Annotated in this window: 25 protein-coding genes and 1 pseudogene; 15 read left to right on the top strand and 11 right to left on the bottom strand. The window is 62.5% G+C overall.

The genetic code is table 11. From position 1 onward, the window contains the following. The 6 genes and pseudogenes from BMY38_RS10760 to acnA form a co-directional block, all read right to left on the bottom strand. Positions 1–288 (bottom strand): annotated as a pseudogene (locus tag BMY38_RS10760) (IS481 family transposase); the annotation flags it as partial. Positions 289–966: 678 nt separating this feature from the next. Continuing rightward, positions 967–1,986 (bottom strand): GGDEF domain-containing protein, encoded by a 1,020-nt coding sequence (locus BMY38_RS10755; RefSeq protein ID WP_092762656.1) that lies wholly within the window; start codon positions 1,984–1,986, stop codon positions 967–969. After that, on the bottom strand, positions 1,983–2,579 hold the full coding sequence (locus BMY38_RS10750; protein ID WP_092762654.1) for a heme NO-binding domain-containing protein: 597 nt from the start codon (positions 2,577–2,579) through the stop codon (positions 1,983–1,985). Before BMY38_RS10750 ends, BMY38_RS10755 begins: the two co-directional genes overlap by 4 nt. 78 nt (positions 2,580–2,657) lie before the next feature. Next, complete coding sequence (locus BMY38_RS10745; RefSeq protein ID WP_092762652.1) at positions 2,658–3,365, bottom strand: HAD family hydrolase; 708 nt, start codon at positions 3,363–3,365, stop codon at positions 2,658–2,660. A 42-nt stretch (positions 3,366–3,407) separates the two neighbouring features. Beyond that, complete coding sequence (locus tag BMY38_RS10740; protein WP_092762650.1) at positions 3,408–4,106, bottom strand: DUF1223 domain-containing protein; 699 nt, start codon at positions 4,104–4,106, stop codon at positions 3,408–3,410. A gap of 222 nt (positions 4,107–4,328) precedes the next feature. Further along, positions 4,329–7,106, bottom strand: a complete 2,778-nt coding sequence (gene acnA / locus BMY38_RS10735; RefSeq protein WP_092762648.1) for an aconitate hydratase AcnA — start codon at positions 7,104–7,106, stop codon at positions 4,329–4,331. A gap of 296 nt (positions 7,107–7,402) precedes the next feature. Between acnA and BMY38_RS10730 the strand changes: the two genes are divergently transcribed. From BMY38_RS10730 to BMY38_RS17930, 9 genes are all read left to right on the top strand, one after another. Beyond that, positions 7,403–8,269 carry an MBL fold metallo-hydrolase gene (locus BMY38_RS10730; RefSeq protein WP_245737568.1) on the top strand — a complete coding sequence of 289 codons (867 nt, stop codon included), beginning with the start codon at positions 7,403–7,405 and terminating at the stop codon, positions 8,267–8,269. Between the two features lie 41 nt (positions 8,270–8,310). Continuing rightward, positions 8,311–8,928: a heme ABC exporter ATP-binding protein CcmA gene (gene ccmA, locus BMY38_RS10725; protein WP_092762646.1), complete on the top strand. Its 618-nt coding sequence runs from the start codon at positions 8,311–8,313 to the stop codon at positions 8,926–8,928. Then, a complete protein-coding gene (gene ccmB, locus BMY38_RS10720) occupies positions 8,925–9,581 on the top strand; it encodes a heme exporter protein CcmB (protein ID WP_092762645.1) in 657 nt (218 codons plus the stop codon). Before ccmA ends, ccmB begins: the two co-directional genes overlap by 4 nt. A gap of 127 nt (positions 9,582–9,708) precedes the next feature. Beyond that, on the top strand, positions 9,709–10,548 hold the full coding sequence (locus BMY38_RS10715; protein ID WP_175495845.1) for a class I SAM-dependent methyltransferase: 840 nt from the start codon (positions 9,709–9,711) through the stop codon (positions 10,546–10,548). A gap of 178 nt (positions 10,549–10,726) precedes the next feature. After that, on the top strand, positions 10,727–11,455 hold the full coding sequence (gene ccmC, locus BMY38_RS10710; protein WP_092762641.1) for a heme ABC transporter permease CcmC: 729 nt from the start codon (positions 10,727–10,729) through the stop codon (positions 11,453–11,455). 10 nt (positions 11,456–11,465) lie between these two features. Beyond that, positions 11,466–11,603 (top strand): heme exporter protein CcmD, encoded by a 138-nt coding sequence (gene ccmD / locus BMY38_RS10705; RefSeq protein WP_092762639.1) that lies wholly within the window; start codon positions 11,466–11,468, stop codon positions 11,601–11,603. Continuing rightward, the gene (locus tag BMY38_RS10700) at positions 11,600–12,139 is read left to right on the top strand and encodes a DsbE family thiol:disulfide interchange protein (protein ID WP_092762637.1); all 540 of its coding nucleotides are present in this window, start codon (positions 11,600–11,602) and stop codon (positions 12,137–12,139) included. Before ccmD ends, BMY38_RS10700 begins: the two co-directional genes overlap by 4 nt. A gap of 432 nt (positions 12,140–12,571) precedes the next feature. Next, positions 12,572–14,530, top strand: a complete 1,959-nt coding sequence (locus BMY38_RS10695; RefSeq protein ID WP_092762635.1) for a DNA gyrase/topoisomerase IV subunit B — start codon at positions 12,572–12,574, stop codon at positions 14,528–14,530. Beyond that, entirely contained in the window at positions 14,523–15,185 is a 663-nt protein-coding gene (locus BMY38_RS17930; RefSeq protein ID WP_139204697.1) for a hypothetical protein, read from the top strand. The genes BMY38_RS10695 and BMY38_RS17930 overlap by 8 nt, the downstream gene beginning before the upstream one ends. A 142-nt stretch (positions 15,186–15,327) precedes the next feature. Here BMY38_RS17930 and BMY38_RS10690 read toward each other — a convergent pair whose 3' ends face one another. Next, positions 15,328–15,822 carry an REP-associated tyrosine transposase gene (locus BMY38_RS10690; RefSeq protein ID WP_092762633.1) on the bottom strand — a complete coding sequence of 165 codons (495 nt, stop codon included), beginning with the start codon at positions 15,820–15,822 and terminating at the stop codon, positions 15,328–15,330. Positions 15,823–15,892: 70 nt separating this feature from the next. On the opposite strand from BMY38_RS10690, the gene BMY38_RS10685 reads away from it, so the two are divergent. Then, on the top strand, positions 15,893–16,552 hold the full coding sequence (locus BMY38_RS10685) for a hypothetical protein (RefSeq protein ID WP_092762716.1): 660 nt from the start codon (positions 15,893–15,895) through the stop codon (positions 16,550–16,552). Positions 16,553–16,640: 88 nt separating this feature from the next. On the opposite strand, the gene BMY38_RS10680 is transcribed toward BMY38_RS10685, so the two are convergent. Continuing rightward, the gene (locus BMY38_RS10680) at positions 16,641–18,476 is read right to left on the bottom strand and encodes an ABC-F family ATP-binding cassette domain-containing protein (protein WP_092762714.1); all 1,836 of its coding nucleotides are present in this window, start codon (positions 18,474–18,476) and stop codon (positions 16,641–16,643) included. 57 nt (positions 18,477–18,533) lie between these two features. Further along, positions 18,534–19,205: a GNAT family N-acetyltransferase gene (locus tag BMY38_RS10675; RefSeq protein WP_092762631.1), complete on the bottom strand. Its 672-nt coding sequence runs from the start codon at positions 19,203–19,205 to the stop codon at positions 18,534–18,536. An 89-nt stretch (positions 19,206–19,294) separates the two neighbouring features. Between BMY38_RS10675 and msrB the strand changes: the two genes are divergently transcribed. Further along, on the top strand, positions 19,295–19,696 hold the full coding sequence (gene msrB / locus BMY38_RS10670; protein WP_092762629.1) for a peptide-methionine (R)-S-oxide reductase MsrB: 402 nt from the start codon (positions 19,295–19,297) through the stop codon (positions 19,694–19,696). A gap of 102 nt (positions 19,697–19,798) precedes the next feature. Here the strand turns inward: msrB and BMY38_RS10665 are convergent, their stop codons facing one another. Further along, entirely contained in the window at positions 19,799–20,254 is a 456-nt protein-coding gene (locus BMY38_RS10665; RefSeq protein ID WP_092762712.1) for an outer membrane protein assembly factor BamE, read from the bottom strand. Positions 20,255–20,384: 130 nt separating this feature from the next. Between BMY38_RS10665 and BMY38_RS10660 the strand changes: the two genes are divergently transcribed. Continuing rightward, on the top strand, positions 20,385–20,927 hold the full coding sequence (locus BMY38_RS10660; RefSeq protein ID WP_092762627.1) for a YceD family protein: 543 nt from the start codon (positions 20,385–20,387) through the stop codon (positions 20,925–20,927). Positions 20,928–20,949: 22 nt separating this feature from the next. Here the strand turns inward: BMY38_RS10660 and BMY38_RS18120 are convergent, their stop codons facing one another. Further along, on the bottom strand, positions 20,950–21,105 hold the full coding sequence (locus BMY38_RS18120) for a hypothetical protein (protein WP_175495844.1): 156 nt from the start codon (positions 21,103–21,105) through the stop codon (positions 20,950–20,952). Positions 21,106–21,457: 352 nt separating this feature from the next. Between BMY38_RS18120 and rpmF the strand changes: the two genes are divergently transcribed. Genes rpmF through BMY38_RS10645 form a run of 3 tightly spaced genes read left to right on the top strand, consistent with a single transcriptional unit; the run spans position 21,458 to position 23,761 of the window. After that, complete coding sequence (gene rpmF / locus BMY38_RS10655) at positions 21,458–21,661, top strand: 50S ribosomal protein L32 (RefSeq protein ID WP_092762625.1); 204 nt, start codon at positions 21,458–21,460, stop codon at positions 21,659–21,661. Between the two features lie 34 nt (positions 21,662–21,695). Then, positions 21,696–22,793: a phosphate acyltransferase PlsX gene (gene plsX / locus BMY38_RS10650; protein WP_092762623.1), complete on the top strand. Its 1,098-nt coding sequence runs from the start codon at positions 21,696–21,698 to the stop codon at positions 22,791–22,793. Next, the gene (locus tag BMY38_RS10645) at positions 22,790–23,761 is read left to right on the top strand and encodes a beta-ketoacyl-ACP synthase III (protein ID WP_092762621.1); all 972 of its coding nucleotides are present in this window, start codon (positions 22,790–22,792) and stop codon (positions 23,759–23,761) included. The genes plsX and BMY38_RS10645 overlap by 4 nt, the downstream gene beginning before the upstream one ends. The last annotated feature ends 155 nt before the right edge of the window (positions 23,762–23,916 follow it).

Below are 23,916 nucleotides of genomic sequence, written 5' to 3'. Positions count from 1 at the left end.
GTGCGGGATGGTCGGCTGCAACGCATAAAGACAGTCGTCGAGCGGGAGCAGAGTATGGCAGCGGAAGGCAATAACGACGGCTTCCTCTTCGGCGCTGAGAACCGTTGAGCGCGGCTCCTTGGGCCCGGTCTTCTGATCTTCAACCGTTTGCCGCTTGCGCCACTTTGCAACCGTCTTGGGATTGATCCCAAGCTCTCGGCTCAACCCCGCGATCGAAGCTTGCGATCGCTGTATTGCTGCTCTGACGGCGTACGTGGTCGTGGCGCTGCCGTGACGAACTTGTCCCATAGTGCTTCCTTCCAGTCCATCGAATGGATCGCACCATCAAACCGTGGGATCAAACACCTAAGGAACATCTGAAAAACCTCGGCATGGCGGCGTGATCTGGTAGGTTCGGATCGAACGACAAAGGAACCCGCCGATGCCCAAACAGATGACATTTGCCGCCCTCGCCCGCACCACCAAGAAGAAAGTGACGCGGCGGGATAAGTTCCTGATCGAGATGGATGCTGTGTGCCCTGGTCGCTGCTTTTGGCATTGATCGAACCGCATTACCCGATGGTGGGCAGCAAGGGTGTGCGACCGGCTATGCCTTTGGGCCGATCGGTTCCGGTCCAATCTCGCCCAAACCAGCGGAGCGTTCCTGCATCCAAGTCGCGTCCCAGTTCGCAGCAGCGACCAAAAGGAGTGTGCCTGCCCACACGGTCAATTTTGATGGAATGGAATTCCCCCGGTTTTGTGGAAACTTTTCATTAGATGAAGGAGAGTGTTTTACATGCCGAGAACAAGGAACCCGTACCCGACGGAATTCAGGGATCAGATACCGAAGAGATCTGCATCCGCATCGCTCTCCTCAACCGCTTCAACGCCCAAGGCACCGCCGAAATCGTCCGTTTGGACTGAGATCAACAGGATAAGGGAAAGGGAAAGTCATGCCTCAAGCCGGGTTCTGCAATAACGCCGATCCTATCCCTCAGGCTCCATGCTGCACTCGCCCACCGGTCGGGCGACCGAATGGCGCGCGCGCCCTGCGCGCTTGGATGCGTAAAGCGCGCTGTCGGCATCCGAGACCAGCCGCTCTGCATCCAGCGTGTCATAGTAGCTGGACATAGTGATGCCGATGCTGGCCGATATCCTGCATTCCTGTCCCTGCCAGTCGATAGGTAATTCCAGCCGCTGAATAATCCGGCCAGCAATCTGCTGCAGCAAACCGACGTCGGCGCAATTCTCGAACAGCAGCATGAACTCGTCCCCCCCGACACGGGCCACCATGTCGCCGCTCCGAACCTCTTGGCGAAGGATCCGGGCAACCTCCTCCAACACGCGGTCGCCTGCGGCATGGCCCATCGTGTCGTTGACCGATTTGAAGTAATCCAGGTCTATATTCATCAGACCGAAGGCAGGCCCCGCATCAACGGTCAGACGGCCCAGATGGTCGTCCATTGCGCGGCGATTGCGAAGGCCCGTCAGCTTGTCCGTGACGGCCGCTTCCTCCGCCGCCGTGCGGGCCTGATCCAATCGTTCGCTCAACCGCTCGAATTCTGACAGCACCATTGCATGCGCTTCGATAAGATAAAGAAAATCGACCATCGGATCGGTTGCCGTGAAATCGCGCGACGTCAGCCTGTGCCGCTTGAGCGCGACACCTGGATCGGCCCCCAGCGCCAGGTTGATAAGCCCGCGCCGATCCGAGAGCGGCACGACAGTGCCGCGCAGAGTCGACAGCCCCTCGCCCGGTGGAATGTTCGCCTCGTGCCGAAGTTCCACCCGAAGCTTGCGACCGGAATATCGAAGCACGTCTGCGCAGCTGCCTGACAATTGCGGGTGAACGAAATTCATCACCCCCGCTAAGCCTTTGCCAACGGCACCGGGTGCTATCTTCTCGAACGTCGGCCCGACATGGGTGACAGTACCGCATGCTTCGAACAGAAGCGCCATAGGCAAGGCATGGTCCAGGGTGGACGTTTCGACCGAAATCACGCTCATCGGACACCCCCGAGGGTGAATTCGCGCGGCTCATGAAAGGTGTTCTCGATCACGCGCACGGAAATCGTCTCGATCACGGTGTCACCGTCCTGCGACAGCCCGCCACGCTCAATGATCGCCAGGGTGCCGTAATCGTCGGCCATCGCCCGCAGCATGCCGGTCAAAACCGCCGCCGCCCCAGGCACCATCCATTGCGACGTCACGACGAATTCATCCGATGCCGTAAGTTCGACCCGAAACTGCGGCAGATGCAGGTTTGGAAGCGCAATGCGTGCCCGGTCTTCGATCTCCTCGAGCGAGAAGAGAAGATCAACGAAACTGGTTCCCGAAAACCGGATCAGCCGTCGGACAGGTTCCAACGGCGGATGGGTGCAGATCCAATGCCCGATATCCTCGAGCAGCGGAGACTGACGACGGTCCAATACACCGCCGGTGGCGGCGACCAGATCCATCAGGACGGCATCGTCGTAGATGCGCAACGCTTCGAACCTCTCGAACGGAAGCCTGGCCGCGCGACGAATGCGTTCCCATTGCAGATCCCCGTGCTGATCGCGCACGAATCCTTCCAGCGATTTGCAGATCAGACCCAGCATTCACGTCTCCGGACACCACCGGGCCGTTCAAACAGACAAATCTGAAGATGCGGTTAAGCTGTGCGCCAGGTTGCGAAATCAGGCGGCCGGCACTCCGATACCGCGTGTGGCCAGCCATGCGGGCAATCCGGTGATGTCCGGCAGAACGGCCTCCGCCAATGGTGACAGATCCGCGTGGCCCAGCGTACCGGTCAGCACCGCCACCGGCACCAGCCCTGCCCCCTTCGCGGCGGCCATGTCGGTCCGGCCATCCCCGACCAGGGCCACCGAGCCGCGCGGCAGCTCCAGCGCATCCGCAAAATCCGCCGCGCCGCGGGGATCGGGCTTGGCGCCGAAGCCGCTGTCGCAGCCGATCACCCGATGCAGAAGATGTCCGATCCCCATGCCGATCAGATGACGATGGGCCTCGGCTTCGTCCGCGTTTGTCAGGATGCCGATCGGCAGGCCGGCGGCGTGCAGCCGCGCCAGAACCTGTGGCACGCCGGGGACCATGACTTGCCGGACAACGTGCGACCTCGGTGCGAGCCAGCGCGACAGCCGTGCCGTCGGCCAGCCGATCGCGGATGCGACGCCTGCGGTAACGACATGACCGGGGGCCGTCACGAACAGGCCGTCCGCCGGTATACGCCCGGTCGCCAGATCGAACCCGAAAGCCTTTGCGACGGTATCGGCCTCGGCCCCGCTCTCGTGCGCAAGGTCGTTAATCATGCCCGGCATCCACGCCTCCCACGTGGCGCGGAAGTCGGTCAGTGTGCCATCCTTATCGAGGAGAATCGCGCGAATCATGGAGCGGACATAGACAGCACCGGCATTCGGGGTCCAGCCGGATCAGTCCAGTTTGACCGCGCCGATGATCGGCCCCGGTCGCCCATCGACCTGCGCCTGCGCCAGAACCGCGCGATGCAGACCGTTGCCCAGTTGTGGAACGTCGATCGCACCGGGCGCACCGTCCCAATCGCCCAGCACATCCCAGGAATGAACGACGTTGTAATAGGTAATGACCTTACCCGCATTTTCGCCATACAGCACTTTGACAGTCGCTTCGGACTGGTATCCCACAAGGATCAGCTGACCGCCCGTCGCATGTTCCGAAAGCGTGACCCGCCGACCCTCGCTGCCGGGTGCAATACTGAGCACGTCGGTCATGGAGGAAACGTCGACGTTCTTCTGGACAAGGTCCCAGAGCTGCATTCCAGACGGCCCGGCCAAACGATCCGTTCCATTGACGATGAACTGGGGCGTATAGCGAACGCTGGAATTTTCAGCCTCGCTATATTGCAGCTGGCGTTCGCTGAATGCCGGGTTGCCGAAGGTATCCTTCCAGCCGATCCAGTCCCAGTAATCGACGTGCAGAGACAGGGCGAGAACGTCCTCGCGTTGTGTCAGCTGTCCCAGCATCTCGTCAGCGGGGGGGCAGGCCGAGCAGCCTTGAGAGGTATAAAGCTCGACCACCGTCGGATCGGCCAGCGCGGCAGGGACGGCGGCAAGGCAGGAAACGGCAAGGATCGGAGCAAAGGCAGCGCGCATCGGGAACCGTGGTCAGGAAAAGATGAGTGGTAAACGGATCGTAGACTCTTCATTAGCCTTTGAATACCGCCGCCGCCAATCACCCCTTGGTTACATCATCCCGCGGGCAAGACCCGGCGCGGACGGCCATGCCTGAAAAGGACGGCACCCGGAAAAGACACCGTCCCTTGATTTCGTCCCTTGATTTCGTCGCCTGATGCTGCCCCCGAAGGGCCGCGGCAATCAGGCCGCGACGAGGCTGCGCAGCACGTAATGCAGCACGCCGCCGTTCTTGATGTAGTCGATCTCGACTTCCGTATCGATCCGGCACTTCAACGTGACCGATTTCTCGGTGCCGTCGGCCATGATGATCGTCGCCGGAACCTCCTGCAACGGTTTTACGTCTGCCAGACCCAGGATGTTCACCGTCTCCTCGCCGGTCAGGCCCAGCGACGTGCGGGTGTCGCCGCCGGTGAATTCGAACGGTATGACCCCCATGCCGACAAGGTTGCTGCGGTGGATGCGCTCGAAGTTCTCGGCAATGACCGCCTTCACACCCAGCAATGCCGTGCCCTTGGCCGCCCAGTCGCGCGACGATCCGGCACCATATTGTTCGCCCCCGAAGACGACCAGCGGCACGCCCTTCTCCTGCCATGCCATCGCGGCATCGTAGATCGAGGTCTGCTGACCGTCCGGACCTTTGGTGTAGCCGCCTTCGACCCCCGACAGCATCTCGTTCCTGATGCGGATGTTGGCGAAAGTGCCGCGCATCATGATCTCGTGGTTGCCACGGCGCGACCCGTAGGAATTGAACTCCCGCACCGGAACCTGCCGCTCGATCAGATATTTTCCCGCGGGCGAGGTTTCCTTGAACGATCCGGCCGGAGAGATGTGGTCGGTCGTAATCATGTCGCCCAGCACGGCGAGGACGCGCGCGCCCGCGATATCCTCGATCTGACCGGGCTTCGGGTCCATGTTCTGAAAATACGGCGGATTCTGCACGTAGGTCGATGTGGCAGGCCAGTCATAGGTTTCCTGTTCGGGCACCTCGACGCTCTGCCATTTCTCGTCGCCCTTGAAGACATCGGCGTATTTGTCGAGGAATGCCTCGCGCGTCACGGTCTTTTCGACCAAATCCGCGATTTCCTTCGCGCTCGGCCAGATATCCTTCAGATAGACGTCCTGCCCATCCTTGCCCTTGCCCAGGCTGGCGGTCGAGATATCCACGTTCATGTCGCCGACCAGCGCATAGGCCACCACAAGCGGCGGCGACGCCAGATAGTTGGCGCGCACGTCCGGACTGATCCGGCCTTCGAAGTTGCGGTTGCCCGACAGGACGGAAGTCGCGATCAGGTCGCAATCGTTGATCGTCTTGCTGATCTCCGGTGCCAACGGACCGGAGTTGCCGATACACGTGGTGCAGCCATAGCCCACCAGATTGAACCCGATGGCGTCCAGATCCTCCTGAAGACCGGCGGCCTCCAGATAATGCGAGACGACCTGGCTGCCCGGCGCCAGAGATGTCTTGACCCAGGGCTTCCGGTTCAGACCCAGTTCCCGCGCCTTGCGGGCGACCAGACCGGCTCCGATCATGACGTAGGGATTAGATGTATTCGTGCATGATGTGATCGACGCGATCACGATGGACCCGTCATGCAACTGCATCCGGTCCGCTTCACTGCCATTTACATGGCCGCGCGCGTGATGCCCTTCATCGCCCGGAATATCGACCGGCTCAGGCGCACCGCCCTCGCCTTCCCAGCGCACTTCGGCTCGCGGCGATGCATCCTCGCCGGACCGGATGCCCTTGACGTATTTGCCGAATGCCGACGCGGCTTCGGTCAATGCGATGTAATCCTGCGGTCGCTTCGGTCCGGAAATGGCAGGCACGATCGTCCCCATGTCCAGCGTCAGGGTGTCGGTATAGACCGGCGCATAATCGTCCCCCCGCCAGAACCCGTTCTCCCTGGCATAGGCTTCGACCAGCGCGATGCGGTCCTTGTCGCGGCCCGTGTTCTCCAGATAGCGCAGCGTCTCGCCGTCAATCGGGAAGAACCCGCAGGTCGCGCCGTATTCCGGCGCCATGTTGGCAATCGTCGCCCGGTCCGCCAGCGGCAGGTGATCCAGCCCCGCGCCGTAGAACTCGACGAACTTGGACACGACACCCTTTTCGCGCAGCATTTCCACGACCTTCAGCACCAGATCGGTGCCGGTCGTGCCCTCGACCATCTGGCCGGTCAGCTCAAAACCGACAACCTCGGGGATCAGCATTGAAATCGGCTGCCCCAGCATCGCGGCTTCGGCCTCGATTCCGCCGACGCCCCAGCCCAGAACCGCGGCACCGTTCACCATCGTCGTGTGGCTGTCCGTGCCGACCAGCGTATCCGGGTAGGCCACCAGTTCGCCGTTCTGATCCTTGTCGGTCCAGACCGTCTGCGACAGATACTCCAGGTTCACCTGGTGGCAGATGCCCGTGCCCGGCGGCACCACGCGGAAGTTGTCGAACGCGGTCTGGCCCCACTTCAGAAACTGATACCGCTCCATGTTGCGCTCATATTCGCGGTCCACGTTCAACTGGAAGGCGCGCGGGTTGCCGAACTCGTCGATCATGACCGAGTGGTCGATCACGAGGTCCACGGGGTTCAGCGGGTTGATCTTCTGCGCGTCACCGCCCAGCGCCTTGATCCCGTCGCGCATGGCGGCAAGGTCCACGACCGCCGGAACACCGGTAAAATCCTGCATCAGGACGCGGGCCGGACGATAAGCGATTTCCCGCGGGTTCTTGCCGCCCTTGGTGGCCCACTCGGCAAAAGCCTTGATGTCGTCGGTGCTGACCGTGCGGCCGCCGTCCTCGAACCGCAGCATGTTCTCCAGCACGACCTTCAACGCGGCCGGCAGCCTGGAGAAGTCACCCAGCCCCGCATCTGTCGCCGCGGCAATGGAATAATAGCTGACGCTCTGCGCGCCGACCGACAGCGTGCGCCGTGTCTTGGCGGTATCGGTTCCGACTTGGACAGTCATGAAAGGCCTCCGGGAAGTGTTACGGGATTTGCCCGCGTCATGCCCGAAAGGGGGACGAAGTTCAAGGGTATACCGTGGTATGCAATGTCGCCCGACCCTGCCATGATGCCAAGGTCGCCCTGCGCCTTGTCGCACCCGGCCAGATCGGTCCGACGTTTAGGTCAGCCCTTCCGGCATCACGGTTCGATCTTCCGTCCGACGGATCGTCGCGGTTATAGCGGAAGAGGAACAGCGCGGCCTTCGGGTCGATCACCCGATGATCCAGGTTGCCTGCATATCGCCCGAAAGGAACGTCCGTGCCGCTCTCATCCTCCGATTACGTCGTCCTGCTGGGCACCAAGGGCGGCCCCGCGATCCGCCCCGGATCGACCATGCCGACGTCCAGCCTGCTATGCCTCGACGGGCAACTGGCGGTCATAGACTGCGGTCTGGGGGTCACACGTGCACTTTGCGACCAGAACATCGCCCTGCCGTCACTTTCGGCGATCTTCATCACCCATCTTCATTCCGATCATTATCTGGAACTGGGACCGCTTCTGCACACTGCGTGGACGGCAGGGCTGTCTGCGCCGGTGAATATCTGGGGGCCAAAGGGACTGGACCTTTACTGGAGCGGTTTCCTGACATCCATGCAGGCCGATATTGATCTGCGCATCGCCGACGAAGGACGCCCCGATCTGCGCGACCTGATCCGCGTCAACGCCATCGACGCCGGTGACGTGACAATGCTCGGACCGACCGCCGTCACCGCCATGCAGGTCGATCATCCGCCCCTCATCGACTGTTTCGCCCTGTCCTTCCGCGGCAGCAGACACCATGTCGTCTTCTCGGGCGACACCGCATATCACCCCGGGCTGGCCGATTTCGCACGCGGTGCCGACCTTCTGGTGCACGAAGCCATGCTCATGCCTGCGCTCGCGGCACTCGTGGCACGCGTCGGCAACGGCGATGACCGGTTGATGCGACACCTGCGGCGATCACACACCACCGCAGACGACGCCGCGCGGATCGCGCAAGCAGCAGACGTCGGCGCGCTGGCACTCCATCATCTGATCCCGTCTGACGATCCCGAATACGGATCCGCCGACTGGGCCGCAGCCACAGCCCCCTTCTGGTCCGGGCCACTGCACATCGGAACGGACGGACTTCGGATAGACCTCTGACACCTCTTTCCCCCCGCCCGAACGCCCCCTAAACCCGCTCCATGACATTTACCGTCACCGACCTGTCCTGCCGCCGGGGCGAAATCACCGTTCTGCGGGACGTGACGTTTTCCGTCGCGGCGGGTGAAGCGCTGGTGCTGCGCGGCCCCAACGGCGCCGGCAAAACGACGCTGTTGCGCACCCTCGCCGGACTGACGCCCCCGGTCAGGGGCACTGTCGATACGGACGTCTGCGCCTATGCCGCCCATGCCGACGGGTTGAAATCGCAACTGACCGTGGCCGAGAACCTGACCTTCTGGGCGCGTGTCTTCGGACGCCGCGATATCGCGCCCGCCGTTCATGCCTTTGACCTGCGCGCCCTGCTCGACCGTCGTGCCGCCGACCTGTCCGCCGGGCAGAAGCGCCGTGTCGCCCTTGCCCGCCTGCCGCTGACCGCCCGTCCGGTCTGGCTGATGGACGAGCCGACGGTATCGCTGGATGCCGCCAATGTCGCGTTGTTCGGTCGCGCGGTCGCCGTGCATCTGCAAACCGGAGGTTGTGCCATCCTCGCCACCCACATCGACCTTGGCCTGCCGGACACCCGCACCCTCGACGTGACACGCTTCGCCGCGACGCAGACCGACGACACGACCGACCCTTTCGCCGAGGCGTTGGAATGACGGCGCTCCTGCTTCGCGACCTGCGGCTGGCGATCCGGGCGGGGGGCGGCTTCGGTCTGGGGCTGGCGTTTTTCCTGATCCTCGCCACACTGGTGCCCCTCGCCGTCGGGCCACAGCCCACCCTGCTCGGGCCGATCGCACCCGGCATCCTGTGGCTCGGTGCGCTGCTGGCCTGCCTGCTCTCACTGGACCGCATTTTCGCGCTGGACCTCGAGGACGGCTCCCTCGACCTGATCGCCACCGCGCCCTTGCCGCTGGAAGGCGTGGCGACCATCAAGGCCCTGACCCACTGGCTGACAACCGGTCTGCCCCTGACAATCATCGCCCCCGCGCTGGGCCTGCTGTTGTTCCTGCCCTCCTCCGCGACCCTCTGGCTGGTGATCGCGCTGCTGATCGGCACCCCGGCCCTGTCATGGCTGGGCACTTTCGGCGCGGCGCTGACAGTGGGCCTGAAACGCGGCTCGCTGCTTCTGTCGCTCCTTGTGCTGCCGCTCTACATTCCCACACTCGTCTTCGGAGCAGAAGTCGTGCGCCGCGGAGCCGAAGGCCTGCCCACCGCCACCCCCCTCGCCCTGCTGGGCGGCATCACGCTGGGCTGTATCGCGCTTCTACCCTTTGCCACCGCCGCCGCGCTTCGCGTCAACCTGCGATAACGCGACGGCCAACCGGTGCGCCCCGCCGCCGCCCGGCGCGAAATGGACAGAGGCGGCCTGCGGAGGGTATCGTCCTTACATCCCGCGCAGCGGTATGCCCCAAAAAGGAAGCAAGGAAGACCATCCGATGTCCTTCCAACTCTCCGGCTCCGGTCCCGATATCTACGAAAGAACCCTTGTGCCCCTCTGGTTCGGACGCTGGGCCGAGGCGCTGCTGGCTCAGGTCTCGCTGGCACCCGGAGAGCGTGTTCTGGACGTGGCCTGCGGAACGGGCATCACCACGCGACTGGCAAAACGGGCTGTCGGCGATGACGGACATGTGACCGGGTTGGACAACAACGCCGGTATGCTGGCGATGGCGCACAGCCTTGCCGCCGAACTGGACATCACCTGGGTCGAACGCGATGCGGTGGACACCGGGCTGCCGTCAGACAGTATCGATGCCCTCATATCCCAGCACGGATACCATTATTTCCCGGATCAGGCCGCAGCATTGGCGGAGTTTCACCGCATCCTCGTTCCGGGTGGCCGCATTGCTGTGTCCATCTGGGACGGACACAGCGTATATACCAAGGCACTGTGCGCGGCCCTCGAAACGCACATCTCTCCGCGGATCGCCCGAAAGCAACGCGCCCAGAGACAAACCCCGTCGGCCCGGACGCTGGAGGACAGCCTGTCCGCCGCCGGGTTCCACAATGTTTCCGTGGTGCGGCAGGAATTGTCGATCAACGTCCCGCTGGCCGCGGACTTCGTTCCGCTTCATCTGGCTTCCATGCCAATAGCGGCCGCCTTCCATGACCTTGCAGACCAGAACAGGACCGCCTTGATCGCCGATGTGTCCCGCGCGCTCCGCGACTACGTTGTGGGCGACCGGATGATCTATCCCGATGCGGTGAACGTCCTGACCGGGTTGAAACGGCATCCGATGGCATCTCAGGGCGATGGCATTTTGCCGTCACAGGTATAGGTGATCGCGACGGGGCGCGCGCCCTGCGCCAGTGCCTGACCCGAATGGCGTCTGTGCCGGGATAGACGCCCCCGGCAGGGCCTGTTGCACGCATCCCCTGCCGCAACCGGAAAACCGGGCCTTCACCCTTGCGCGAGATCGCTTGCGACCCCCGGCTACGCCCCATAGAACGCGCGTAATGTCGATCTGGGAATACGCCAATCCGCGCCGCTTCATGGCGCTGTCCGCCAGGGTTCAGCCATGGGTCTGGGGCGTGGCGATCATGTTGTCGGGCAGCGGCCTGATCTGGGGGTTCTTCTTCACGCCAGAAGACTTCCGCATGGGCTATTCGGTCAAGATAATCTACCTCCACGTCCCCTCCGCCTTCCTTGCCATCAATGCGTGGTTCATGATGCTGGTCGCCTCGCTGATCTGGCTGATCCGCCGCCACCACGTCTCCGCACTGGCCGCCCGCGCCGCTGCACCCATCGGTCTCGTGATGACCGCCGTGGCGCTTCTGACCGGCGCGATCTGGGGCAAGCCGATGTGGGGGACATACTGGGAATGGGACCCACGCCTGACGTCTTTCCTGATCCTAGGACTGTTCTATCTTGGCTATATCGCACTCTGGTCGGCCATCGAAAACCAGGATGCCGCCGCCGACCTCACGTCGATCCTCTGCCTTGTCGGCACGGTCTTCGCAGTGCTGTCGCGCTACGCCGCGCAGTTCTGGAACCAGGGCCTGCATCAGGGCGCATCGCTGTCGCTGGATGCACAGGAGAATATCTCCGACGTCTTCTGGCTGCCACTGGTCGTAACGCTCGCCGGGTTCGTGGCCCTGTTTCTCGCGCTGGTCCTGATGCGCACCCGGACGGAGCTGCGCCGGCGCCGTCTGCATTCCCTTGCCGCAAAAGCCCGTCTCGCATGAAGGATCGCCCATGATCGACCTTGGCAAATACAGCTTCGATATCCTGCTGGCCTATGGCCTGTCGGGCATCCTGATCGCGGGCCTGATCTTGCAGTCCGTCGTCGCCTCTCGCCGTACCGCGCGCCGCCTGAAGGAGATCGAACAATGAAGATCCTCGCCCTCATCCCCCTCGCGATTTTCGCGGCGCTCGGGGGATTCTTCGCGTCCGGTCTGTTCCGCGACAACCCCAGTGCCCTGCCGTCGACCTTCATCGGCAGGCCCGCCCCGGCACTGGAATTGACCGCTCTGCCCGGAAAACCGGCGCTGACCTCCGCTGTCCTGACGGACGGAGAGGTCAAGCTGATCAACTTCTGGGCCAGCTGGTGCGTCCCTTGCCGGGTCGAACATCCCCAGATCCAGGCCCTGTCGGAGATCGTTCCGGTCTATGGCATCAACTACAAGGACCAACGCGATGCCTCGCCCGACGCGGCGCTGGGCTTCCTCGAGGAACTGGGCGACCCCTATGCGGCCATCGGGGCCGACGATACCGGCCGCATCGGTATCGAATGGGGGCTGTATGGCGTGCCCGAAACCTTCATCGTGGACGGCGCGGGTATCGTCCGCCTGCGCTATGCCGGGCCGATCACGGCGTCGGTCATGCAAGATCAGATCCTGCCCGCCATCGAGGCCGCGCGCACGCCCTGACGGCACCACAGACAGGCGATACCGCTGGTCTGCACTGTCGGGATGCGCGGCCTGCGCTCTGCCAGGTCTCTTCCCTGCGCCAGACAGGTCACGGGCGTGCAGCTTTCTTCTGCTAGTGGCCCGCTCGGCCTCTCCGTCGCCTTCACCGCAATCCGGTCCATCGGCATCCCGACCTTTACTTCAGCAAAGCGGCCGACATTGGCCAGGCTCCGGTGTCGGTTGCATGGGGCAAAGATGACGCGGCGCGCACGCGGCAATGCGGCTGGAACTTCGCTTTGCAGCCCGGAACCGATTTGGGATTGGGCACCTTCGCGCCAACGGATCCACACATGTGTCCATACCGGACCGATGCATCACACTTACCGCACACACCCTTTCCCCACCCCCGCATCTCGCCTATTCTGTCCGTGAGCACACAAGATAGAGCAGCCAATGCCCGAAGACCTTCTCAACAGCGCCGCCTCCAAGGATACCTACGACGCCTCCTCCATCGAGGTGCTGGAGGATATGGAGCATGTGCGCCTGCGCCCCGGCATGTATATCGGCGGCAAGGACGAACGGTCGCTGCACCACATGGTCGCCGAAATCGTCGACAACTCGATGGACGAAGCCGTCGCGGGCCACGCCACCTGGATCGAGATCGAGCTGCACGACAACGGCCACGTCTCCGTGCGCGACAACGGACGCGGCATTCCGACCGATCCGCACCCCAAGGACCCGTCGAAATCCGCGCTCGAAATCATCTTCTGCACCCTGAACGCGGGCGGCAAGTTCTCGGGCGACAGCTACCAGACCTCGGGCGGTCTGCACGGCGTCGGCTCGTCCGTCGTCAACGCCCTGTCCGACCACCTGCGCGTCGAAGTCGCCCGCAACCGCGAACTCTACGCCATGGAATTCTCCAAAGGTGTGCCGCAGGCCCCGCTGGCCAAGGTCGGCGCGGCCCCGAACCGACGCGGCACCGCCGTCACCTTCCACCCGGACCCCGAAATCTTCGGCGCCCTGACCTTCAAACCGTCCCGTCTGTTCCGCATGGCACGCTCCAAGGCCTACCTGTTCTCGGGCGTCGAAATCCGCTGGAAATCCGGCATCGACGACGGCGAAACCCCGACCGAGGCGACATTTCACTTCCCCGGCGGCCTGTCCGACTACCTGCGCGAAACCCTCGGCACCGCCAGCACCTATGCCGACGCCCCCTTCGCCGACACCGTGTCGTTTGAAAAGTTCGGCGTGCCGGGCAAGGTCGAATGGGCGATCAACTGGACCCCGTCCCGCGACGGATTTATCCAGTCCTACTGCAACACCGTTCCCACCCCCGAAGGCGGCACGCACGAGGCCGGGTTCTGGGCCGCGATCCTCAAGGGCATCAAAGCCTACGGCGAACACGCCAGCAACAAGAAGGCCGCGCAAATCACCCGCGACGACCTGACCACCGGGGCGGGCGCGCTGGTGTCCTGCTTCATCCGCGACCCGGAATTCGTCGGCCAGACCAAGGACCGCCTCGCCACCGTCGACGCCCAGCGGATGGTCGAAAACTCCGTCCGCGACCGCTTCGACAACTGGCTGGCGGGCGACACGAAATCCGCGGGTGCGATCCTCGACTTCCTCGTCCTGCGCGCCGAGGAACGCCTGCGCCGCCGCGCCGAAAAGGAAACGGCCCGGAAATCCGCGACGAAAAAACTCCGCCTTCCCGGCAAACTCGTCGACTGCTCGCAGAACGCCCGCGACGGCACCGAACTCTTCATCGTCGAGGGCGACAGCGCGGGCGGCTCCGCCAAGATGGCCCGCAACCGCAAGACCCAGGCCCTCCTGCCCCTGCGCGGCAAGATCCTGAACGTGCTGGGCGCGGCATCCGGCAAACTGACATCGAACGCGGAAATCAGCGACCTGTCACAGGCCCTCGGCGTTTCGCTCGGCACCCGGTTCAACATCGATGACCTGCGCTATGACAAGGTCATCATCATGACCGATGCCGACGTCGACGGCGCGCATATCGCGGCGCTCCTGATGACGTTCTTCTTCACCCAGATGCGCCCGATGATCGACGCGGGCCATCTCTACCTCGCCTGCCCGCCCCTGTTCCGCCTGACGCAGGGCGCGCACCGCGTCTATTGCGTTGACGAGGCGGAACGCGACGCCGCGCTGGCCCGCGGCCTTGGTGGCAAAGGCAAGATCGACGTCTCGCGCTTCAAGGGTCTGGGCGAGATGGACGCGAAAGACCTGAAGGAAACCACCATGGACCCGGCCTCCCGCAAGCTGATCCGCATCACGATCAACGAAGAGACGCCGGGCGATACCGGCGATCTGGTCGAACGGCTGATGGGGAAGAAACCAGAGATGCGGTTTCAGTATATCTCGGAGAATGCGCAGTTTGCGGGGGAGTTGGATGTTTGATTTGTTCGATGACCGAGCAAACATAACAAAGAGGCAGTTGATATATGCTTCAACTTGCTTCCCTGACGAAATATCTTCCTTTTCGGAGAATAAAGCTAAAGAAGTGGCGGCAGAAAAATTTTTTGGGACTCCCGGTAAATGGAAGTACGACGATCTTCGCAACACTCTGCGAGAGTTATATTCGGGTGGCGACGTTTCGCAAATCGAATCAGCTGTAAGAAAGCTGCCAGGCAAGGGAGAGGGCTCTGCAAAGCTATCGATCATAAAATCGGTCGTCAAGTGCCTGCCTCCGAACACCTGGACTAGCATAAATCAAGGCTCAAATACGATAGAAATTTCAGACCAATACGAAATTAGGAATGTGTTCGACATTCATCTAAAGCATAAAACGGAAATCATACACCTGTTCGTAATCCCACACTCAGACGTTAGGTTAAAAAGGGTTCAAGAGGATAGGTTACTTCAACTATTGTCATATATTCCATTCTGTCCAAAAAATGAGTTCATTTCCCTTATAAGCGTGCCAGTAATTTCAAATCACAGGACAGGAAAACAGCGACTGACAAAATCTGGATATTTCTCAGAGGTAGACGATACGAAATCGATGATAGTACACTTTCGGAAAATTATTGATGATCTCAGCCAGAAACCGTAGGGTGGGTGAAACCCACCATTCCCACCCTCAACCCGCACAAACGGTGGGTTTCATCCACCCTACATCCTGCGCCTCACAAACCGACCGCCTGATGCAAACTTCGGATCGGTGGGTTGCACCCACCCTACGCCACCGCACGCCCTCAGATCCCCCACTTCGGCAACCGTCCTGCGGCCACCTCCCGGTGCACCGACGAATACGGCCAATCCACCGCCCGGTCCGCCAGCCCATGCTTCACCGGATTGCCCCACACATATCGTAACGTCGCCGCCAACTCCGCCTCGTTCCGGACGCAGCGCTCCCAAAACCGACGTTTCCAAATCCCGACCTCCCCCTTGCGCGCCTTGCTGACTGACCGGGAACAGGTCGTCCCTACCGATACCGAAAATTCCCGTTTGATCCGCCGCCACCGGGTCGGAAAATCAGAATCCCCGTCCGGAAGGGTCCAGATGGCATGGATATGGTCCGGCAGGATCACGACCGCCCGCGTGGCGAACGGCATCTCCCCGGCAATCCGCCCATAAGCCAAGCGCAGATCATCGATTTGGTCGGTCAGCAGCGATCCGCCGCGACACGCCAGGTTCACCGTGAAGAAATACGTTCCGCCCGGAACGAAGAAGCGTCTGTAATTCGACATGCCGCATCTGACGACAAATTGGTTAATGATGGGTTCACCCACCCTGCATTCTCGCCCTAACCTGCCGCCCATGCGCGCCCTCTTCCTCCTCGCCCTCCTCGCCGCCTGCACCCGCCCGCTGACCCCGGCGGAAACGGCCCTCCTCGCCCCGATCCACGGCCCGTCCCTCGACACGTCGCAGGTCCGCCTGACTCGCGCGCCCATCGTCGGGGCCTTTCCGATCACCTATGACGCCCGTCCGCGTGCCACCTGCCGCGAGCGGATCGGCCCGCCCGAGGTCGGGCGCGTCATCGCGCGCACCGGCGGCATCGTCCTGTTCGAAAATCTGTTCCTGAGCGGCGAGGCCTGGCGCGACGATTATGCCGCAGACAAGCCGCTCGACCTCGCCTACGCGATGTTCCTCGTCCACGAGACGACGCATGTCTGGCAATGGCAGAACCGCGCGCGGACCGGGTATAGCCCGATCAAGGCCTTCACCGAACAGGTGACACTCGATGACCCGTATCTGCTGGAACCCGATCCCACACGCGCCTTCCTGGATTACGGATACGAGCAGCAGGCGTCATTGGTCGAGGAGTATCTGTGCTGTGCCACCCTCGACCCCGCAGGCGGGCGCACGGACGCTCTCCGCAACCTGCTGTCGCAGGTCATGCCGGTGGCCGGGCCCGAAGCATTCGCCCGCCCGGTCGTTGTCCCCTACGCCGAAGATCTGAACGGCATCTGCGCCTGAGCCAGTGCAGAAACCGGTATGTACGGGGGGTGTACAGGGGGTGCACGGGGGGTGACCCCCGCTTGCCCGCCCGTCAGACAAGTTTTTCTTAACCGGCGGCAGCGTCGGATTCGGCCCGTTCCGACAACGTCAGCCACTCTTCCTCGACAGCCGCCAATCTGGCATGCCGCGCGACCAGTGCATCGGTCGCCTTCTGAAATTTCGCGGGCTGGCTGGTGAACAGCTCGGGGTCGGACATCAACTCTTCCAGCTTGGCGATCTCCGCTTCCAGCCGGGCGATCTCGGCGGGCAATTCGTCCAGCCGGTGCTGTTCGGTATAGGTCAGGCTGTCGGTCTTTTTCGACACTGATGCAGACCCGCCACCCCTTGCGGACTGCTTCGCCGTTTTTTCTTTTACCGTGTTATTTTCGATAGTTGCGCCGCGTTGTTCAACCATGTCGGTCCAGCCGCCGGGATAGACCTGCGCCCGCCCGTTGCCTTCCATCGCGATGGTCTGCGTCGCCACACGGTCCAGAAAATCCCGATCGTGACTGACCAGAAGGACGGTGCCGTCATAATCGCCCAGCACGTCCTGCAACAAGTCCAGCGTCTCGATATCCAGGTCGTTCGTCGGTTCATCCAGAACCAGAAGGTTCGATGGCATCGCCATGATCCGGGCCAGCAAAAGCCGCGCCTTCTCGCCCCCTGAAAGCGACTTCACCGGCGCCTTGAACTGCTTGTCATCAAACAGAAAATCCTTCAGGTATCCCGCCACATGCTTCGGCGTCCCGCGAACCATCACCTGGTCACTCGCCCCCGAAACCCCGAGGAGCGGATCAAGTGTCAGCGAGTCCCAAAGCGTCGCATCCGGGTCCAGTTTGGCACGCGCCTGATCGAACACCGCGACTTCCAGATTGGTGCCCAGCTTGACGCTGCCCGCATCCGGTTTCACTTCGCCCAGAAGCATCTTCAGAACGGTCGTCTTGCCAACGCCGTTCGGACCGACGAACGCAACCCGATCGCCCCGCAGCACCCGCAGGTTGAAGTCGCGCACGATCAGCTGTTCGCCAAAAGACTTCGTTATATCAAGGGCCTCTATGACACGCTTACCGCTGGCCTGCCCCGCATCCAGTTCCAGAGCCGCGGTTCCCGCGCGGCGAATCTGGGACGATCGCTCGGCGCGCAGTTCGGACAGTGCACGGACCCGGCCCTGATTGCGTTTACGGCGGGCCGAAATGCCTTCGACGGCCCAGCGCGCCTCGGACTTGATCTTGCGGTCCAGCTTGTGCCGCTGCTGGTCTTCCTCTTCCCAGGTCTTGTCGCGCCAGGCCTCGAAGCTTTCGAAACCTTTCTCTTGACGCCGGGTCATGCCACGGTCGATCCAGAGGGTTGCGCGGGTCAGCGACCGAAGGAATGCGCGGTCGTGCGAGATCAGGACAAAGGCCGCGCGGGTCGATTTCAGCTCTGTCTCCAGCCAGGCGATGGCTTCGATATCAAGATGATTCGTCGGCTCGTCCAACAGCATCAGCTCCGGCGCCTCGGCCAGCAATTTCGCCAAAGCCGCACGACGACATTCGCCGCCCGATGCGGCTTCGGGGTCGGCTTCAAGGTTCAGCTTCAACCCTTCGGCCACTGCCTCCACACGCCATGATTCCGATGGATCGAGGTTCGACGTGGCATAGTCGCCCAGGGTCGCAAAACCCGACAGGTCCGGCTCCTGCTCCATGTATCCGACCGATGTTCCGGGGGATAACACGCGCGTGCCCTTGTCGGATTCGACCAGACCGGCCATGACCTTCATCAGGGTCGATTTGCCCGACCCGTTGCGGCCCACCAGGGCAACGCGGTCGCCTTGCTGGACGACGAGGCCAAGCTCGGAAAATACCGGTGCCCCCCCGAACGTGAGGGAAATGTCGGAGAGTTGAAGAAGGGGTGCGCGTGCCATGTCGCGCCGCCTATCGCTGCGGGCGCGCAGGGTCAATCGCCCGTGGCCCGGCGCCGATCAAACGGCGTCCAGCATCCCAGTCAGCAGCCGGGCACGCCCGGGAGAGATTGCTTCGATGGGCAGCGCGGTGAAGACATGAAGGGTTCCCAGGTCGCGGTCGACAACGGCATGATCGGACACCACAGCGCCAAATGACAGGTAAGACCGGAGCAGCGACGGCAGCGGGCCGGGAACCCGCGACAGCGATTGTGTCAGGAGAGCTTTGCGGCGGGGGGCCCATGCATCTGGGGCCTGCCGGTCGGCCAGTCGCGCCATGCCTGCACCATTCGCCGGAAAGGACGAACACCCATAAAGAACGGCGGCCCCTTCGACCCCGACAATCCGGGCGAGCGATGCCAGTAAAAGACGCGGCACGTCCAGGTCACGGCACTCGGGCGCAAGACAGACCCGTCCAACCTCGAGCGCCGAGGCGAAACCTGCCGAAAAGGCAGACAGATCATAATGTTGTGCCGTATATCCGGTCAGGACATCCGCGCCCCGCTGAACGGTCAGCCGGGCGCAGGCGGCGATACCGGTCGCATCCTCGATCAAAAGATGCCTGGCCTGCGCATCGTAAGCATCGGCATCGCAGGCCCCTGACCGAAAAACCCGCGCCCGAAGGTCCAATGCAGCCTCTGCCTGTGCCAAAGACACGATACGCGCCCGCCAGCGTCCTGCCTTGATGTTCACCGTAGCCTCCGGGCTTGGCGCAAGGGTGTCGCGCGCCTAGATCAAGTCTCGCACCGCACCTTCGCGGTGTCCACGGAAAGGCATGCACAATGGACAAGGTCGTCAAGTCGGACGCGGAGTGGAAAGAGCAACTGGGACCCGAGGCCTTCAAGGTCCTGCGCGGTCACGGGACCGAGCGTGCCGGCACGCACGAGGATTTCCCAAAGGGTGCCGGGACCTATCGCTGCAAGGGGTGTGGTGCACCGCTGTTCGATCAGGCGCACAAGTTCGAGAGCGGGACCGGATGGCCGTCATTCTGGCAGCCGGTCGATGGCGTGCAATCCGAAACCGTGGATGAAAGCGTGGACAATTCGTGGTTCATGAAGCGGACCGAAGTGCATTGCGCCCGCTGCGACGGCCATCTGGGGCATGTGTTCCCCGACGGGCCGCAGCCGACCGGCCTGCGCTATTGCATCAACGGTGTCGCCCTGGCGTTCGAGGCAGAGGACTAGATCGCGTTCTGAACGGGGCGTCGCAAAGGCGTCCTGGACGACAGGAACCGGTGCCAGACCTGCCCTGTCCGTGTCACATAACGGATAGGACGGGTCGCCATGTCAGGGACTATCGTCCAGCGTCTGGCCGACATTGATGCGGCCGAAGTTACGGATGATCTGCTGGATCAGGCCAAAGTCGCGAATCGAGGTTTCGGTCACGCGCCGCGACAGCGGGACGACCCGGCCCCGCTCCAGCCCGAAGCGTTCGATATTGGCCAGTGTGCCGTTTTCGGAAAAGCTGATCGCGACCAGTTCCCGGCTTTCTACCTTGGGTGCCCGATAGGCAAAATTCTTGACCCGGCTCTGGATATAATACCAGGAATCGTCCCGCTCTACCCCGTTGGTGGACGGTCGACCGATGGTCTGCTCGACAGTGGCGCGGGTGTCCCGTCCTACGACAAGCGACTGAAGATCGACCTCTGTCGGGACATATCCATGATTGCGATACGTCGCGGCGCAGGCAGACAGGCCCACCATAAGAAGGGCCGCGCACAGCGCCTTTACGATCTTGCCCATTGCCAGCCCCTTATCGCCCATGTCCCGCAGCCCCCCGTTGCCCGGAGGAACCATTCGGAATATGGCTTAACCGTCCACGCCTGCTCCATCAAGGGTGGGTGCGTGTCGCCATCAAACTGGTCTGCCTGTTATGAAACCCGTTCTGTCCCATCCCGTCCGCTTTGCCGACATGCCGCAACGCAAGGTTTCGCGTATACGCCTTGTCCCCGACGTAGGACAGCTTGAGGCGTTGGCCGATCGTCTGGACGTCGATGCGTTTCGCAAGGTTCTGCTGGATGTTGAGCTTTCGCCCGGACCGGGACGCGACTGGACGCTGACCGGCAAGCTGGGCGCGACGGTGGTGCAACCGTGCCGCGTCACCACGGAACCCGTTGTCACCCGCATCGATGAGCCGGTCGTCCGCCGCTATACTCCCGACCTGACGACGCCTGAAGGCGAAGAGGTCGAGATGCCGGAAGACGACAGTCTGGAGCCTCTGCCGAAGGTTCTGGATCTGGGAGATGTACTGGAGGAGGCGCTGGCGTTGATGATCCCGGAATTTCCCCGCGCCGAGGGGGCGGAAGACATTGATCTGACTGTCCAGCCACCTGGAGCCGAGCCGTTAAGCGACGAAGCCGTCAAGCCGTTCGCGGGTCTGGCCGCATTGAAGGCGCGAATGGAAGGCGGCGAATGACGCAGCCTTCGGGATCGCCGACTTAGCTGGCGACCGTCAGCATCGCTTCTATTTCGATCATGCGGTCGGGTGTGAAATGCGTATTGAAGTCGCGGTTCGGCGTGACGTCGGCAGTTGCCAGCCCGAGGATCAGAACAGGGGCTGCGATGAGGGTAAGTATAAGCGGGATGTGGCGCATCTTTGCGCTCCTTCACGGGTGGGTGGCCAGTTGGCCGGGCCGCTGAAGCGGCGGCGGATACATACATAGACGTTCAATATACCACAAAAGTTGCAAAATCGCGCCTGATCATTTCGAGAGACCCGATGTGTGAAATTCACGCGGACCATCGAGCCGGATGATTCTGCGGCATTATTTCAAGCCGCCGGGTCGCCCTTGCATTTTGCTGCAATGACTGTATGACGCGCGCTCCGGTCGGGAACGCCCGGAAAGCGCTGGACCCTTCGCGCGAATGCCACTAGGGACCGCAGGCAAGATTCACAGATACCCGGGGGCGTCGATACCCCTGTTTCAGTTAGACCGAGGTTGAGCCATGGCTGTTCCGCAGAACAAGATCACCAAGTCCCGCCGCAACAACCGGCGCTCGCACGATTTTCTCGTGCCCGGCAATCCGGCCGAATGCCCCAACTGCGGCGAGCTGAAGCGCCCGCATCACGTTTGCGGTGCCTGCGGCCACTATGCCGACCGCGAAGTCATTGCGGCGGATGCCGTTGATCTGGATGACGACGTCGCCTGATCGGTGTCGCACAAGGTAAGGAAGGGGGCGATTCATGTCGGATAAGACCGGCATGGCCCCTATCCGCGATGCAGCGGCCACCGGCGTGCTGTCCATCGACGCCATGGGAGGCGATCTTGGCCCCGAAGCCGTGGTCTCCGGGCTTGCCCTCGCGGTCAAGAAAATCCCTGCTATCCGTTTCATCGTTCACGGCGACAAGCCGACCCTGGATGCGCTGATTGCCAAGCGTCGCGGCCTGTCCGATCATTGCACCGTGCGCCATGCCGATGACATCGTCGCCATGACCGACAAACCGTCGCAGGTTCTTCGCACCGGCAGGGACACGTCGATGTGGTCCGCCGTCGAAGCCGTCAAGTCGGGCGAAGCCACTGTCTGCGTCAGCTGCGGCAACACCGGTGCGCTGATGGCGGTGTCGACGATCCGCCTGCGCAAGCTGCCGGGTGTGAATCGCCCCGCGATCGCGATCCTCTGGCCGTCGCGCAACCCGTCGGGTTTCAACGTGATGCTGGACGTCGGGGCCGATATCAGAGCCGACGCCGAAGATCTTGTGCAATATGCGCTGATGGGCATGTCCTATGCCCGCAACGGGCTGGGACTGGATCGTCCCCGCGTCGGCTTGCTGAATGTCGGCACAGAAGAAAACAAGGGCCGGACCGAGCTGAAGGATGCGCACGATCGCATCGAAAAAGTCGCGGTCGACAACGGATTCGATTTCGTGGGTTTCGTCGAGGGCGGCGATATTCCGGGCGACCGCGTCGATGTGATCGTGACCGACGGATTCACCGGCAATGTCGCGTTGAAAACCGGCGAAGGCACGGCCCGTTTCGTCCGCGACATGCTGGCCGAGGCGTTCCGCGCCACGCCCCTCTCCAAGGTCGCGGCCCTGTTGGCGATGTCCTCTCTCAAGCGCCTGTCGCGCCGCATCGATCCACGCCGGGTCAACGGCGGCGTCTTTCTGGGCCTGAACGGTACGGTCGTGAAATCCCACGGATCGGCGGATGAGACCGGCATCGCAGCGGCTGTCGGGCTGGCCTGGAACCTCTCGGAAGCTGGGTTCAGCGAACGCCTGAAGGCACGCGTCGCTGCCGCGACAGCCACGCTGGAACAGACCGCCCCCGAGGCAGAGACATGATCCGCGCGCAGGTCCGTGGCATTGGCCATTATCTGCCCGAACGGGTCGTGCCGAACGACTGGTTCACATCTTTTCTGGACACATCGAACGAGTGGATCGTCTCCCGGTCCGGAATCGAGCGGCGGCATTTCGCGGCCGAGGGTCAGACCACTTCAGACTTGGCCATCCGGGCGGCCCGCGCCGCACTTGACGATGCAGGACTGGTTGCGGATGACATCGACTCCATCATCCTCGCCACCTCAACGCCCGATCTGACGTTTCCGGCGACAGCGACCATCGTTCAGGCCGGGCTTGGCATGACACGTGGCTTCGCCTTCGACGTCCAGGCGGTCTGCGCCGGGTTTGTCTTTGCCCTGGCCAATGCCAACGCGATGATTCAATCAGGTCAGGCAAAGCGCATTCTGGTGATCGGGGCGGAAACCTTCAGCCGGATCATGAACTGGGAGGATCGGGGCACCTGTGTACTGTTCGGCGATGGTGCAGGCGCGCTGATTCTGGAAGCGGCCGAGGGCGACGGTACCGTCGAAGACCGGGGTATCCTGGCGACCGATCTGAACTCCGATGGACGATACAGGGATATTCTTCAGGTTTCCGGCGGCGTGTCGTCATCGCAGACCACGGGCCATCTGATGATGGCGGGCAAGGAAGTCTTCCGCCACGCCGTCGATAAACTGGCGCAGACCACCTTGGCGGTGATGGAAAAGGCCGGAGTGACAGCAGAAGATATCGACCGCGTCGTGCCGCACCAGGCCAATATCCGCATCATCACCGGAACCGCCCGCAAACTGGGCCTGCCGATGGACAAGATCGTGGTCACGGTGCAGGACCACGGCAATACCTCGGCCGCATCGATTCCCCTCGCCATGTCGGTCGCCAAGGCCGAAGGCCAGTTGCGCCCCGGTCAACTTGTCGTAACGGAAGCGATCGGTGGTGGCCTGGCCTGGGGGGCCGTTCTGCTGCGATGGTAACCTAACCCCCGGATGACATTGCACCTTTCTAATTTTCCGGATACGCCGACAACTGGCGGTCTTTTGCATGAACTTCGCCCTGCAACCCCCTCTCGTTGACTTGTTTTCTGCCAAGGCCCAAAGCTTGCGCAGGATGCGGAAGAACCAATTTCGAA

The organism is Jannaschia helgolandensis (assembly GCF_900109285.1).
Taxonomy (GTDB): domain Bacteria; phylum Pseudomonadota; class Alphaproteobacteria; order Rhodobacterales; family Rhodobacteraceae; genus Jannaschia; species Jannaschia helgolandensis.
Note: the sequence above shows the minus strand (reverse complement) of the source record. Positions and strands in the feature narration are given on the sequence as shown.